Raw genomic sequence first — 15720 nt, forward strand, 5'->3', positions numbered from 1 at the left:
TAATATATATTGCTGCGAAATGAAGAGTCAGAATTTTTATGAAACTATATAGTTTTCAAGAACATTTATTAGAATTAAAAATAAGGCTTCTTAGAATATTTACTGCTTCTATAATTATATTTGCTATTTGCTATTATTTTAGCGACAATATTTATAGTGTTTTATTAAAACCGCTTGCTAAGCTAAGCGGTGATACGGTACGAAATATAATTTATACAGGACTTACAGAAGCATTTTTTACCTATATTAAACTTGCAGCTTTTACTGCTTTTACTATTATTATACCTATAATTGCTTTGGAGTGTTATTTATTTATCAGTCCCGGGTTACACCGCCATGAAAAAAAAATTATCGCTTTTATTTTTTTTATGTCACCTATTTTATTTTGGTGCGGTAGTATTTTTGTGTTTTACTTTGTAATGCCGAAAGCTTGGAATTTTTTTCTTAGTTTTGAAAAACGTGATATGATAGTACCGATAGTTTTGGAAGCAAGAATTAGTGAGTATCTAAATTTAGTTATTCATTTAATTATTGCTTTTGGAATTGCTTTTCAGCTACCAGTTGTGATCATTATATTAAATATACTAAAAATAGTTAAGGTACAAACACTTAAGCAAAAAAGACGCATTGCCGTGGTAATTAACTTTATTATTGCAGGAATATTAACGCCTCCTGACATTTTAAGCCAGTTTGCTCTTGCAATACCGCTACTTTTATTATATGAAACTTCAATAATGATATGTAATTTTATAGAAAAACCGAGGACACTAAATGTTAAATATCAAATGGATTAGAGAAAATCAAAAATTGTTCGATGAAAAGCTTAGCCAAAGATTTATTGAACCTATGTCTAGTAAAATTGCTATGCTCGACAGAGAGAAAAGAAAAATTATGAGTTTAATTCAAGAATTTCAGCATGCACGTAAGGTAAAATCAAAGATTTTAGGTAATATGGCCTCTAAAAGCGGCGAAGAGTTTGAAGGGTTACAAAGAGATGTCAAACATATAAATGAGAAGTTGGAAGCACTTGAACAGGATCTAAATAATAATAACGAATTAAATGAACTATTAAATATGTTTCCTAATATTCCGGACGAAGAAGTACCTTACGGAATGGATGAAAGTATGAATAAATTAGTTCGTACTTACGGAGAGACCAATCCAAATGCTTTGAATAAACAGCATTTTGAACTAGGTATAAAATTAAATTTAATGGATTTTGAACAAACTGCTAAAATTTCTGGAACTAGATTTGTAACGTTAAAAGGTGATTTAGCAAAGCTAGAACGTGCTTTAATTAATTTTATGATTGATGTTCATACTAAAGAGTTGGATTTCTTTGAGATATCACCTCCGGTATTAGTTCGAGATAATGCTATGTATAATGCAGGACAACTACCTAAATTTGCCGAAGAGTCTTTTGCAACAACAAATGGTTACAGACTAATTCCAACCGCAGAAGTACCTTTAGTAAATATAGTCGCCGATACTATTATACCAAGAGAAAAATTACCGATGCGTTATGTTGCTTACACCCCGTGCTTTAGATCAGAAGCAGGTAGTAGCGGTAGAGATACAAGAGGTATGATTAGATTACATCAGTTCGGTAAAGTTGAGCTAGTATCTATTACTACCCCTGAAGAATCAAAAAATGAGCATGAATATATAACTAATGCATCAGAGACTATTTTACAAAAACTGAATCTTCCTTATCGTGTTATGTTACTTTGCACCGGAGATATGGGATTTGCAGCAAAAAAAACCTATGATATAGAAGTATGGCTTCCGGGACAAAAGCAATATCGCGAAATTGCTAGCTGTTCTAATTGTGGAGATTTTCAAGCACGTAGAATGAAAGCAAGATATAAAGAATTCGGCAGTAACGAAACTACCTTAGTTCATACTTTAAATGCTTCAGGATTACCTATCGGAAGAACTATGGTTGCAATACTTGAAAATTATCAAAATGAAGATGGATCAATAACTATACCGGATGTCTTGATAAATTACATGGGAGGATTACAAAAAATCACTGCCTATAGTGAATAATTGTTTATTAAATATAAATAATAAGGTAAAGTTTCTAGTTGTTGTTAAATTGGCTTTGTTGCATGGCTCTTATGTCATTCCCGCTTTCGCGGGAATGACATCGAGTAGAGGCTGCTCGCAATGACGACTCTAGCATCCACGCAGGCAAAGTTCATTAGTATATACTCCTGTGAAATGAAGAGTTGTTATACGAAGTTCAACTTGGAAAAGAGCAAGGAATCTGTAAGCCGAAGGGCAGAGCGTATACTTAATATATGAGCATCCGAGGACTTACAAAGACGACGTAGCCAATTTGTCAAGTTGAACGAGTATACAAAACGATAATTTAAATTCAGGTTATTTGTGTTTAGTGATTTACGAAAATTTGACAAAGATATATATAATTACAATGCTCCTAATTTTATACCTATAGCATGTCATTATAATGAAAATACTTTACTTACCAAAGACGGTAAATTACTACAAATTATCAAAATACACGGCATTAACTCAGAGAAAATAAGCGATAACATACAAAATTTACGTGAAATAGTTAGAGCTTCTATTAAAAAAAATATAAACGATTATGATTTTGCTTTTTGGCTACATACAATACGAGAAAAACAAAACTTAGACGATTCAACTCCTTACAAAAAATTATTACCGGCAAATATTCATACCCTATGGCAAAGAAAAAACCATTGGAATGATAAATTCGTTAATACTTTATATATATCTATAGTACATGATTCTGCTAAAGTTAACATCAAAAATTTTAACTCTTTAATAAATTCTTTATCTAATAAATTAATTACTGATTTTGAAAATAACTACTTAGATTCAGCTTTTCAAAAATTAGACAATATCACTAATAATATTTTAAACGATTTAAACGAATTCGGTGCTGAAAAACTCGGTATAATATTTGAAAATGATAATGTTTTTTCTAATCCTTTATTTTTATATAATCGAATAGCTAACCTTAATAATAATGATTGTTTGGTACCTATAATAGATTTATCCGATGCACTAGGTAGAAGTATTTATACAATTAGCAGCGATAAAATGGTAGTTACGGATCATGAGAAAAATAATAAATTCGCTTCTTTACTATCTATAAAAGAATATCACGAAACTCCTTCTAATACACTGGATAAATTTTTACAGTTACCGATTGAATTAATAATAACTGAAATATTTTACTTTGTTAGCAAAAAACAAGTAATATCCAAATTGCGTGGTCAAGATTATATTCTCAAAATTACTAACGACTCAACTTTACTTAATCACAAAGGGATTAATAAGCTTGATGCAGCTAATTTAGATTTTCAATTTTGTAATCAGCAAATTTCAATTGCCGTTATAGAAGAAGATGAAAATAAACTAGATGCAGCTGTAGCTAAAGCATCAACCGAACTTTTTAAACTTGGTATTATTCATGTAAAAGAAGATCTTAATATTGAGCAAATATTTTGGTCGCAATTACCTGCTAACTTTGCCTTTATACGTAGAATGTCGCCATTATCCGTAGAGCATATTGCTTCTCTTACTGCTCTTCATAATACTACACTCGGTAATCAATATAATCCTTGGGGTAAGGCTATAACTTTACTACGAACCGAGAAAGGTACTCCATATTTCATGAATTTTCATGATAAAACGAATAAAGGTAATACTTGCATCTTTGGTACGGAAAAAACCGGCAAAACCGTATTATTGAACTTTTTAATATCAGAATCGACTAAATATGATCCAACAATAATTTATATCTCTAATAATAATGATTCTAAAATTTTTATCGAGGCAATAGAAGGCAAATGGTTAGAACCGGACAAACAAATTATCAATCCATTTTTAGTAGATGATACAGAAAAATCACAAGCATTCATTTTAGAATTTTTAAAATTAATCAGTGGTCATTATATCTCACCTCTTAGCGAAATAGAGATATCATTTCTAGAGAAATTAAAAAATAAAATTTTATCAATTGAAAAAGAAAAACGTATTTTTTCCGATATTTTACAATTAGAAGATTTTAAGGAGGAAGGAGGAATACAAATACTTGATAAACTTAAAGTTTTTACCAAAGAACAATTATATTCCGGATTATTTGACGGATCGTCTCTTAACATTGAAGAAGGGAAAGTTATAGGGTTTAATTTATATAAACTTTCTGATGAGCCGTTTTCTAAACAATTTTACCCAACGGAGAGAAAATTTTTAGAACAATTTAATAATAATTTAAAGAAACACCAAAGTATTAGTGCAGCAGTAATTTATGCTTTTACTTATCATTTAAGTCTAGTTGGCACAAAACCTAAAATATTTGCTGCCGATAATTTTGATAAACTTTACAGACCTGAGGTTTATTATGATAATATAAATTTAATCTATAATAATTTGTCTCAAAATAATGGTATTTTCGTCAGTAATTTCAATTTTATTTATCTTAAGTCATATCCAAAATATACTATAAAACCTTGGCTTGATTTAATTAATACTAAAATTATTCTACCGTCTGACGTTAAAATAGAAGATTTAGATAAAATTTTAGGTTTAAGCGAGCCGGAAATACGAAAATTATCACAGCTAATACTTTCTGCAAGAATGTTCTTAATTAGTAAGGATAATGAATCGATAGCTTCTGAATTAAGTATTGCCGCTTTAATAGGAGTTGTCCGTATTTTATCAAGCAGACAGGAGGAAATGGATATTTATAAAAAAATACTTGAACAACACCAAGGTCCTCCGGATAATTGGGTTAATTACCTATATAATGAGTTAAATACGGACTAATATTTCACTCTGTCATCCCGTGATTTATTATGGGATCCCAAAAACATTAAAAAGGACTGGATCCTGATCCCGCTACAAGCTCGTGGGATGACAATAATTTATTATGAACTATAAAAACAACGAGCATAAAGAATACTCAAAGTGTTAAAAAAATATTTACTATTTTTCTTATTTTCATTTTTCTCATTTAATGTATATGCATCTATTTGGGGTGATATAGCCGATTGTCTTAGCGATCCATGTAATTGCGGTCAAAGTGAGAGAACGGAAATTTGGAATAAGGATGGAGGCATCAATGCAAAGCCAAGAGGGCCTTTTAAACCAGGCACATTATGTCCTCCTTGGAATAAAAGCGACGGTCGCGATAATGATACTTGTTTATTAAAATTTGATTACCCAGGTACATTTATCGGTTTTTTACTTAATAGATGTGCAGAAGAAGCCCCTGATAGTAGTTACTTTACTCCAAAAATTCGTATTAGAGTTCAAAGCTGTAATGCCGTAGCTTGTTGGCACCAAAACTCTACTTTAAATTGGGATGGAGAATGTGTATTATGGCCTACAGGTTACGGTCTACCTCTAACTAGAGTCTGTGCTAGAGTTGCCGTACCGGATATGCCTCCACCTCCCGGGATAAATGCCCCACCTTCCCCTGCGGATCCAGGTTATACCGATGGAGTACATCTCAATAAAGTCGGTTATACAGAAACTGATAATAAGATAATCGGTGTAGACGGACAAATAATTACTTTAAAATCTCCTAAACTTTGTGCTTATAGCGATCCTGGACTTGTTAACCTTGTTTCAGATTCCGGTGTACATCTTGATCCGATGGACTGGAATCCTAATCGTCAACCTCTTCATCACACTAACGAACTTAGCCCTATTGCAAAAATATTAAAATTTTTAGTTGAAACGATAAAAGGAGTAAGTTTACCAAGTTTATTAGGGCAGCTTCTTGGTATGATAAATCAAGATTCAGAATTTATAAAAGTACTTCAATCAATACTTAATGCAATAGGAGAGATTTTTAAATTTTTTCCTGATTTAATAATAAAAATTATTGAAGCACTTGGGTCATTAAACGGCTCTGTAGATAGCTATTCTTTTGGTTGTGTACAATTACCTTTAGGGCCTTTTCCACCACCATATTGTCCAAATTTAGATTATATTAGCATTAATGCGAGTGCTAATAATGTATGTAGCATAAAAGATGCAAGCGGCAAGTTTGACCAATCTTCTACTAGCCCGGCTTGTGTAGTGCCATCTAATATTAATGTTAAAAACAATATTGTTAATAATACCATACGTGTTAGCTTTAGCAATCTTGTTCCGCTTTGCACGAGTTCTCCCTCTGACCTCAAAACTTGTGTAGAACCACGTAATATAGATTTTTCTTCAGCAAAAATTACTCATACTAATACGGCTTTTAAAGATTTAATTAAATCGTGTAAGAATACTTCAGGCGACACTCCATGTATTAATACAGAAATTTCTACGCCATGTAGTGTTACAGCTAACGGTTGTAATGAGGGATTTAGAATAGTATATTCGCAGAAAATTGGAAATGTAGAAACACCCAGCGATTACTACATAAGCGATATACCGGACTGTCCAAGTTCTAATTCAACTACCTGTCAAAAAGTGTGGGGAGTTAATATCGGCGAATTTAAGGATGTAAGCGTAAAATTTCCTGAGGTACAAAAGCAAGATACAGCTAGCTTAATGCCTATAAAGACAGATGTCACCTTAAAAGACAATAACGGTAAAGATAGAAAGCTTTATGTCTCTATTAGTAATACCGAAGACGATAAGCAAAATCCTAATAATATTTGCTTATTTGAGTCTGGTAATTTAATAGATTGCGTACCGAGAGTAAATCATTCTTACAGCTTAGCTGCTTATGAATGTGCAAAGCAATATGCCGGAATTACCTGTACTAATAATAGCAATCCCAACGATGCTTATTATAAACCGCAATTCATTGCGTCAGTACAAGTAAGAGAAGGCGACAATATCATAGATGAAACAAGCACTCTTGTAACGCCGTTAGCATACGCCGGACCTCCACCTCCCAACCCCACTGACACAGAAAGCATAGTAATGCTTGCCGGTTATAAGTATAGTTCTTCCGTTGCGTTTATACCTAAAGATCCACCAAAAGATCCAAAGGAAGATAAATATATTGCTATGCCGTTTTCAGGAGAGAATGCTCTAAATCAGTTGACTATTCACGGTAAATATAAAGACGATAAAGAACCTTATGATAGTAATGGCAATCCTGACTCAAGTGCGGTATATTTAAAATATTTAGAATATATAAACGGTAAATATATCCAAGGTGGAACGCATGCCTGCTTGATGCCGAAAAATTTCCAACATTGTAACCCTATGCTGCGTCCTACTTTACCTGATGGATCACCTATTCCTGGTTACAATAATGACTCGACAAATTGTGTACTTGCTAAACTCAACAACAACGATACTATAAATTGTAAAGATTTTAAAAATAAATATAACGTTAAATATCCAAATCTTGGCTTATGTAAAAAAGATACAGATCTAACGCGCTGTACTCTAGAAGAAACAGTGTCAGGTCCAGGAAGAGGTATTACAATTTATACTTGCAATATAAATAAGATTCCGAGTAAATGCTATACCAATAACGATAAGGCTAATACTCCAATATGTGTTTTAAGTAGGGATTATACAGATAGAATCGAGCCGAAACCTAACATAGGACCAATATTAGTACCGGTAGATCCTTCAAAATATTATACAGTGACATATACAAAAGGAGATAACAATACTCCTCCTGAGCCGACATATAAAGCTGAGACTGAAGATGTAAGAGATAAAACTTGGCAAGAGCTAAATCTTTGTGCTCCTATATTAGTACCTACTTGTGCTAAAATTCCTAGCACAGAGAAAGCTCCTTCCGGTAACAATCATGGTAATGCAGAATGGCCTGAAAGCGATATAGGAGAACTTGCAAAAGGAAAATGCCCGACGAATTGGATACCTATTGATCCTAATAAACCTTTAGAACGCCATTGTTTATCATATTTTGATAGAAAGGTTGTCGAGTTTGAACCTTTAGGCCAAAATGTCGGCTGTAGAGAATCTAAAGGATTACCTATAAAAGTTGGTTATAACGACTTTCCATCAAACCAATTACCTGAGACCCCTTATAATCCGGTAACTAAAATAGGTGACTATATCTTAAACAAAAAACCGGTACCACAGGGGAGCATTATGGCATTTCCAAAGGATGGAGCATTTATAGAGGCAGCAAATAAACCGGACAATACAATACTGCATACTGTAGAATTCAAAGTAACTTTAGATGCAATAATGGATGATATTGAGTATTTTGAAGTAAAAGATTTATGGTATGATGATTGCACATTAATATATGTCAACGGCACAAAGTTACTTAGCCTCCCGACTAACGTTGATTCTCTAGATGAGAAAAGGTACTGTAACAATGGACATGACCAAGGTCAAGCATTACAAGCTAAAAATTTACCGATTGATATAAAGCGTTATTTAAAACAAGGAGAAAATACTATAAGATTCCAGCTAAGAGTTATGTTTGGTGGAGGACTATATTTCCACATGCAATATAAAATGAAGAGATAAATAAATGAGTTGGATTATTTTTTATACGGTAATCGCTGCTTTACTGATTCTCGATTTGGGAATAATACACAAAAAAAATACCATAATGAGCTTTAAAGAAAGCGTACTTTTTAGTCTTTTCTATCTTGTAATAGCTTGTTTATTCGGTATCTATGTTTACTATAATACGGGGGCAGATCATGCTCGTGAATATTATACTTGCTTTCTCATTGAGAAAGCTATGTCACTTGATAATATTTTTGTTATCTCTATTATGTTCCAATTTTTTAAAATTCCCGGGCAATATCAACATCGTGTTTTATTTTTCGGTATAATAGGCGTAATAATATTCAGAGCCGTAATGATTTACGGCGGTATTATTCTTATAAATAAATTTGCCTGGTTATTATATATTTTTGCCGTAATACTTATTGCTACAGGTATAAAAACTTTCTATGTATCACATAAAACTTTTGATATACAGAATTCTTATATTTACCAGTCAATAATAAAAAATCTAAATATTACCCCTAACCTTGAAGGGGATAAATTTGTTGTTAAACGTAATAACAAACTATATTGCACCCCCCTTTTTATATCTCTAGTACTGATAGAAGCAATAGATTTAGTCTTTGCTATAGATAGTATACCGGCAATATTCGCAATTACTAATGATGTTTATATAATTTATACTTCAAATATTTTTGCTATTTTAGGGCTTAGAGCGTTATTCTTTTGTTTAGCAGAAATTGTAGAACGTTTCAGTTATATAAAATATTCTTTGGCTTTAATTTTAATATTTATCGGCTTTAAAATATTTATTCATCATTATATAACGATTCCGACATATGTTACGCTCACTGTAACTATTACTTTATTACTATTTGGTATAATTGCTTCCATAATTAGGAACAATATGATTGACCATTAATAAAGGGGGTATATAATATTTTTTTATTTTTTAAGCAATTATAATGACTAAATTACTAAAATTATTTTTTATTACTATCATCATTTTTAATAACATTGCTTTCGCAAAAGAAACAGGGTTCTATATAGGAGCAGAAGGCGGAATAGTTGAACTGGTCATTAGTAAATTCCGACATAAACACTCAAATACCGAAATAATTTTAAAAAAATCAAGTATGTATAGTGGGAAAATAGGCTATATAATATATCCACAGATAGCTATTGAATTCTCAGCAACTTATCAACCTAAATATCGTCTGCATTACGTATTACCTCAGCAAAATTTAAGTAATAGTCTCACTATTCCTAAAACCCCAGGTAATACTACCGTATTATCAAATATATATATGCTAAATCTTATTTATGATTTAGAAAAAATAAAAACTTTCACACCTTTTGTAATACTTGGAGGTGGAATAGCACAAGTAAAAGTTCAGCCTACCTCTTCTAGGTGGAGTGTTATAAATAGCGATTATTTTAAAGTAAGAAAAACTCATAAAAATTGTGTTGCTTGGCAAGCAGGTCTTGGAATTTCACAAGATGTAACTTCAAATTTAAGTATTGATGCAACTGCAAAATTACAAACAGCATATAGAGTAAGAATTAATTATGATACGCTTGATATGAAAACGGGGCAATTCGTGTCAGCAAATCCTATCAAAAAAACTATAGCCGTTGGAGAATTTGGCGTAGGATTTACTTATAGATTGCCATTTTAATAATTCTGTGAAATATTTATATGAAAGCTACAATGTCATCCCGCGGTCAAGCCGCGGGATGACACGAATAATTCAACTATATAAGGAAAAAATATGTCTCCAAAAGCTACTAACTCTTCTTCTACCCCTAACGGTCATGATAAGATGGCAAAAAAAACACATTCCGTACAATCCGTTGTTAAAGGTGCGGTTTCAGATCATAACACTTATGATGAAGTACCGTATGAAAGCTACCCATATGCTCTTACAAATCCTTATCACTTAAGTACACTTGCAACTCTTTTCGGTGTAAATGCTCCTAAAGTCGAGAATGCAAAAATATTAGAGCTTGGTTGTGCAGCAGGCGGTAATGTAATACCACATGCAGTTCTTTATCCAAAAGCTCATTTTGTTGGGGTTGATTTGTCTAAGGTACAAATTGACGAAGCAAATAAAAATGTTAAAGCACTAGGATTAAAAAATATAGAGTTCCATCATTGTTCGATAACCGATATTGACGATTCTTTCGGTAAGTTTGATTATATAATTTGCCATGGCGTAATTTCTTGGGTACCAAAAACCGTTAGAGATAAAATTTTTGAAGTTTGTAATAAAAATCTTAGTCCAAACGGAATAGCATATATTAGCTATAATACCCTCCCTGGCTGGAACATGGTCCGTACTATTAGAGATATGATGATGTATCATTCTAGCTCATTTGCAAATGTACGGGATAGAATAGCTCAATCTAGGTTGTTACTAGAATTTGTTAAGGATAGCTTAGAAAACTCTAAAACTCCTTATGCAGAAGCATTAAAAACCGAAGCAGGGCTACTTGCTAAACAAACCGATCATTATTTACGTCATGATCATCTAGAAGAAGAAAATGCTCAATTCTACTTCCATGAATTTATGAATGAAGCAAGAAAGCACAATTTACAATATTTAGCCGATTGTAATCTTTCGACTATGTATCTCGGTAATATGCCACCGAAAGTAGTAGAGCAGTTAAAAGCGGTAAACGATATAGTTAGAACCGAACAATATATGGATTTCATTACGAATCGTCGTTTTAGAACCACTTTACTATGTCATAGTGATGTGAAAATTAATAGAAATATTAACAATGATGATATAACGAAATTTAATATAATCTTTAATATAGTGCCTGAAAAACCACTCAAAGAAGTAGATCTTAATAATGCTTCCGAAAATTTAAAATTCTTCTTAAACGGCAATAAAGACTCTAACTTAACAACTAGTTCGCCTTATATGAAAGCTATTTTATACACTTTCAGCGAAAATCTAAATAATCCGTTAAGCTTTGAGAAAATAACCACTGAAGCTAATAAAAAGCTACATAATACTAAATTAAACGAAATCAAAGCTGAGCTTTTAAATAATGCAATGAAGCTAGTACTACAAGGTTATATTAGTATTACACATCAGAAGTATCGAAATAACCCTGAGCTTGATAAGCCTAAAACAACAAAAATGGTGATACATCAAGCAACCCATACACCTTCTATGTGGGTTACAAATTTAAAACATGAACCGATCGGCGTTAATTTCTTTGAGAAGTTTGCACTTAGATATATGGATGGTAAACATGATAAAAAAGCAATCATTGAGGCTGTACTTGGTCATGTAGAAAAAGGCGAGCTAACTTTAAGTAAAGAAGGTCAAAAAGTAGAAAACAAGGAAGAAATACGCAAAGAACTAGAAAGCTTATTTATTCCGATGATCAAGAAATTTTCTTCTAATGCTTTGTTGGTGTAGCCAATTTGCACTCTGTCATACCGTGGTCTTGCCACGGTATCCATGATACTAAAGAAAAATTATTTATTGACTCTCCTACGCCAATGGCGTATAATTATTATGAGTAAAAAACTGATTTCAGTTGTTGAGCTTCCAGAGTTTCAAAAATTCGCTAAGAATAATTTAAATGAAAAAGAATGCTTTAAAATAATACATTACATTGCTGCTAATCCTGACCAAGGTGATATAATAAAAGGCACTGGAGGTATAAGAAAGTTACGATTTGCTTTAAGTAGTAATAATAAAGGTCAAAGTGGCAGTATAAGAATAATTTATTTTTACTACAATGAAAATATGCCGGTATTTTTAATAACAGGTTTTATAAAAAGTAAGATGGAAAATATTAATCATAATAGTTGTAATGAATTAAAAAAACTAACTGAAGAATTGGTAAAATTATATGTCGGAAGAGGCAAAAATGAATAATAAAAATATTAATCAAACCGACAAAAGTATATTAATTGGAATGCAAGAGGCTGTTTTATACACTAAAGAAAAATTAAAAGCAAATAAACATAATATAAAATTATCTAATATAGACGTACATGAAGCAAGAGATAAGTTAAAATTAACACAACAACAATTTGCTACAACATTTGGAGTGAGTGTTGCAACTTTAAGAAACTGGGAACAAGGCAGAAGATTACCTACCGGAGCTGCAAAATTACTTCTTAAGATTATTGAGAAAGAACCTAATGTGGTAAAACGAGTTTTACGAGGATAAAATAGAGATAAGACACAACCTATATAAACACCATGCCTATATTTTTTTATTTATTTGCAACATTAATAACTATCAGTAGCTTATGCGTTGTCTTAAGCAAAAATTCCGTATATTCGGTATTATGGTTAATTTTTGCATTTATCAACGGTGCAGGGCTTATGATTTTGCTTGGAGCAGAATTTTTAGCTATGATGCTGATAGTGATTTATGTTGGAGCTGTAGCAGTATTATTCTTATTTGTGATAATGATGCTAGATATGCATTTTAATAAGACAATAACGCAGCTAAAAGAAAATCTAGCTTTAAGTATTTTAATAGCTTTGATTATGTTTGCCGATTTAGTAATAATTATTTTACTTGGTACTAAAAATATTAATTTCAACTCCAATGTATCGTTTGCCATAACAAATAATATCTCAAATACTAAAGCAATAGGAGGCGTACTCTACACAGACTTTATGCTACCGTTTCAAATGGCGGGCCTTATATTATTTGTCGCTATGATTGCATGTATTACGTTAACACTAAAGAAGCGTGAGGGAGTAAAACGTCAAGATATATCAAAACAACTACGTCACAATAAAGAAAATACCGTATTAATGACAAAGCCTATTCTAAATAAAGGTGTTGAGAATATTAAATATGAATGAATATATTTCGCTTAATCATTATTTAATCTTAAGCAGCTTAGTTTTTACTATCGGAATGTTTGGATTATTTATGCATCGCAAAAATATTATCAATATATTAATGTCTATTGAGTTAATGCTGCTTGCAGTTAACATAAATTTTGTTGCATTTTCCGTATATATGCAAGAATTATCGGGACAAATTTTTAGTATTATAATCTTAACCGTAGCAGCTGCCGAAACCTCAATCGGGCTTGCAATATTACTAATATATTTCCGTAATAAAGGCTCAATTGAAATTACCGACATTAATCAGATGCGGGGATAATGATGTATCAAAATATTTCCATAATGATCATCATGTTACCGCTTGCATCTAGCATAATAAACGGGTTATTCGTAAGGGTAATAGACAAAAAATTAGCGCAAGTAATTGCAACCGGCTTTTTATCTTTATCTGCCTTATTCTCATTAATAATATTTTGCGATGCGGGCTTAGACGGGAATATAATCCATATTAAATTATTACCATGGATTGAAGTTGGAAATTTTAAAGTAAATTGGTCGATTTATATCGATCAGCTAACTAGCATAATGTTTATAGCCGTAACATGGGTGTCAAGCGTCGTGCATATCTATTCGCTTGGCTATATGGCCGAAGATAAGGGGATTATACGCTTCTTGTCTTTTCTTTCTTTATTCACTTTTTTTATGTTAATGCTAGTATCTAGCGATAATTTCTTACAGTTATTTTTCGGTTGGGAGGGCGTTGGCGTTTGCTCATATTTACTAATAGGTTTTTGGTATTCAAAAGAATCAGCCAATAAAGCAGCGATTAAAGCTTTTATAATAAATAGAGCCAGCGATTTTGCTTTTATCTTAGGCGTAATGACGATTATTGTTTATTGTGGCTCGGCAAATTACAAAGATGTATTGTCATCTGCAGAATTATTATCTAATACAAAAATATTTTTACATTTTTCCATTCTAGACATTATTTGTTTATTATTATTCATCGGTTGTATGGGTAAATCTGCACAGGTCGGTTTACATGTATGGCTTCCTGATGCGATGGAAGGACCGACTCCGGTATCTGCACTTATTCATGCAGCAACTATGGTAACGGCAGGAGTATTCTTAGTAGCACGCTGCTCGTATTTATTTGAATATAGCCCTTTAATTCTACAATTTATTACGATTATCGGCGGTGTTACTTGTCTTTTTGCTGCAAGCATTGCTATTATGCACAGCGATATCAAGAAGATTATTGCTTACTCAACTTGCAGTCAACTTGGTTATATGTTCATGGCGTGCGGAGTATCTGCCTATAATAGCGGAATATTTCACTTAGTAACTCATGCCTTTTTTAAGGCCTTATTATTCTTATCAGCCGGCAGCGTAATACATACTGTTCACGAGCAGGATATTTTTAAAATGGGTGATTTAAGAAATAAAATGCCGGTAACTTATGGCAACTTCTTAATCGGCTCACTTGCACTAACAGGGATTTATCCTTTGGCAGGATTTTATTCTAAAGACTCGATTTTAGAAGCGACTTATAGTAGCGGCTCGTTTATGTTTATTTTTGGAATAGCAGCAGCAATACTTACCGCTATTTATTCAATGAAGATTATTATGTTGGTATTTCATGGCAAAACTAAGCTAGAACAAGATGTTTTTGAGCATGCTCACGAACCGGCTAAAGTAATGAATAATCCACTTATATTACTTGTCGCCGGGAGCTTTTTTAGCGGTATGATCGGCTATTATTTACTTGCTATGGACAAACCAAACGGTTATTTCCATGCAAGCCTATTTAATTTACATATTTATAAATTACTAATTAGCCACCCGCCTTTATATATTAAGCTACTACCTATGGCAGTCGGTATAGTGGGGATTGTTACTGGGATTTACTTATATAAGTCAAGTACTGTTATGTCATTCCCGCAAAAGCGGAAATCCAGTAAAAATATTAAAAACGCCTGGATCCTGCGGTCAAGCCGCGGGATGACACCCCTTGTATTAATTTCCAACATATTACGCAATCAATATTACTTCGATGAAATATATAATTGCTTAATTGTGAAACCTATTAACTGTTTAGCTTCTTTATGTTATCTTGGCGATCAGCAAATAATCGATCGTTTTGGACCAAACGGTTTTTCACGAGTCGTTAATTGCTTTAGCGTTCTTACCGGCAAAATACAAACAGGATATGTTTTTAATTATGCTTTGTATATAGTATCATTTATTGTTGTAACAATTAGTTATTTTGTTTGGAAAAACATAATGTACTGATGTTATTTGCGTTAAAAACTAAAACCGTCATTGCGAGCGAACGTAGAGAGCGTGGCAATCTCATGAAATAATAACAAATTCCTGAGATTGCTTCGTCAATTACTTCATAATTTGCCTCGCCATGACGGAAAAAACT

General features: G+C 32.3%; 12 protein-coding genes. All 12 read left to right on the forward strand.

All coding sequences use genetic code 11. The features are described from left to right. Positions 1 to 38: 38 nt before the first annotated feature. A complete protein-coding gene (tatC, locus tag RMA_RS06555; protein WP_041404874.1) occupies positions 39 to 794 on the forward strand; it encodes a twin-arginine translocase subunit TatC in 756 nt (251 codons plus the stop codon). Further along, positions 772 to 2049 carry a serine--tRNA ligase gene (gene serS / locus RMA_RS06560; protein ID WP_012153171.1) on the forward strand — a complete coding sequence of 426 codons (1278 nt, stop codon included), beginning with the start codon at positions 772 to 774 and terminating at the stop codon, positions 2047 to 2049. The genes tatC and serS overlap by 23 nt, the downstream gene beginning before the upstream one ends. Before the next feature lie 342 nt (positions 2050 to 2391). Then, positions 2392 to 4824, forward strand: coding sequence for a VirB4 family type IV secretion/conjugal transfer ATPase (locus RMA_RS06565; protein ID WP_012153172.1), 2433 nt, complete (start codon positions 2392 to 2394; stop codon positions 4822 to 4824). Between the two features lie 141 nt (positions 4825 to 4965). Continuing rightward, positions 4966 to 8466 (forward strand): hypothetical protein, encoded by a 3501-nt coding sequence (locus RMA_RS06570; RefSeq protein WP_041404875.1) that lies wholly within the window; start codon positions 4966 to 4968, stop codon positions 8464 to 8466. A 4-nt stretch (positions 8467 to 8470) separates the two neighbouring features. Next, positions 8471 to 9376 carry a TerC/Alx family metal homeostasis membrane protein gene (locus tag RMA_RS06575; protein WP_012153174.1) on the forward strand — a complete coding sequence of 302 codons (906 nt, stop codon included), beginning with the start codon at positions 8471 to 8473 and terminating at the stop codon, positions 9374 to 9376. A gap of 43 nt (positions 9377 to 9419) precedes the next feature. Further along, positions 9420 to 10133 (forward strand): outer membrane protein, encoded by a 714-nt coding sequence (locus RMA_RS06580; protein ID WP_041404876.1) that lies wholly within the window; start codon positions 9420 to 9422, stop codon positions 10131 to 10133. Positions 10134 to 10226: 93 nt separating this feature from the next. Next, positions 10227 to 11891 carry a methyltransferase regulatory domain-containing protein gene (locus tag RMA_RS06585; RefSeq protein WP_012153176.1) on the forward strand — a complete coding sequence of 555 codons (1665 nt, stop codon included), beginning with the start codon at positions 10227 to 10229 and terminating at the stop codon, positions 11889 to 11891. A 42-nt stretch (positions 11892 to 11933) separates the two neighbouring features. Continuing rightward, on the forward strand, positions 11934 to 12356 hold the full coding sequence (locus tag RMA_RS09590; protein ID WP_148194427.1) for a type II toxin-antitoxin system RelE/ParE family toxin: 423 nt from the start codon (positions 11934 to 11936) through the stop codon (positions 12354 to 12356). Further along, positions 12349 to 12654: a helix-turn-helix domain-containing protein gene (locus tag RMA_RS06595; protein ID WP_238375455.1), complete on the forward strand. Its 306-nt coding sequence runs from the start codon at positions 12349 to 12351 to the stop codon at positions 12652 to 12654. The genes RMA_RS09590 and RMA_RS06595 overlap by 8 nt, the downstream gene beginning before the upstream one ends. A gap of 32 nt (positions 12655 to 12686) precedes the next feature. Then, positions 12687 to 13304, forward strand: a complete 618-nt coding sequence (locus tag RMA_RS06600; protein ID WP_014365385.1) for an NADH-quinone oxidoreductase subunit J — start codon at positions 12687 to 12689, stop codon at positions 13302 to 13304. After that, positions 13297 to 13611 (forward strand): NADH-quinone oxidoreductase subunit NuoK, encoded by a 315-nt coding sequence (gene nuoK, locus RMA_RS06605; RefSeq protein WP_010421133.1) that lies wholly within the window; start codon positions 13297 to 13299, stop codon positions 13609 to 13611. Before RMA_RS06600 ends, nuoK begins: the two co-directional genes overlap by 8 nt. Continuing rightward, positions 13611 to 15584, forward strand: a complete 1974-nt coding sequence (gene nuoL, locus RMA_RS06610) for an NADH-quinone oxidoreductase subunit L (RefSeq protein WP_041404878.1) — start codon at positions 13611 to 13613, stop codon at positions 15582 to 15584. Before nuoK ends, nuoL begins: the two co-directional genes overlap by 1 nt. Positions 15585 to 15720 lie beyond the last annotated feature (136 nt).

Source organism: Rickettsia massiliae MTU5 (assembly GCF_000016625.1).
Taxonomy (GTDB): Bacteria; Pseudomonadota; Alphaproteobacteria; order Rickettsiales; family Rickettsiaceae; genus Rickettsia; species Rickettsia rickettsii.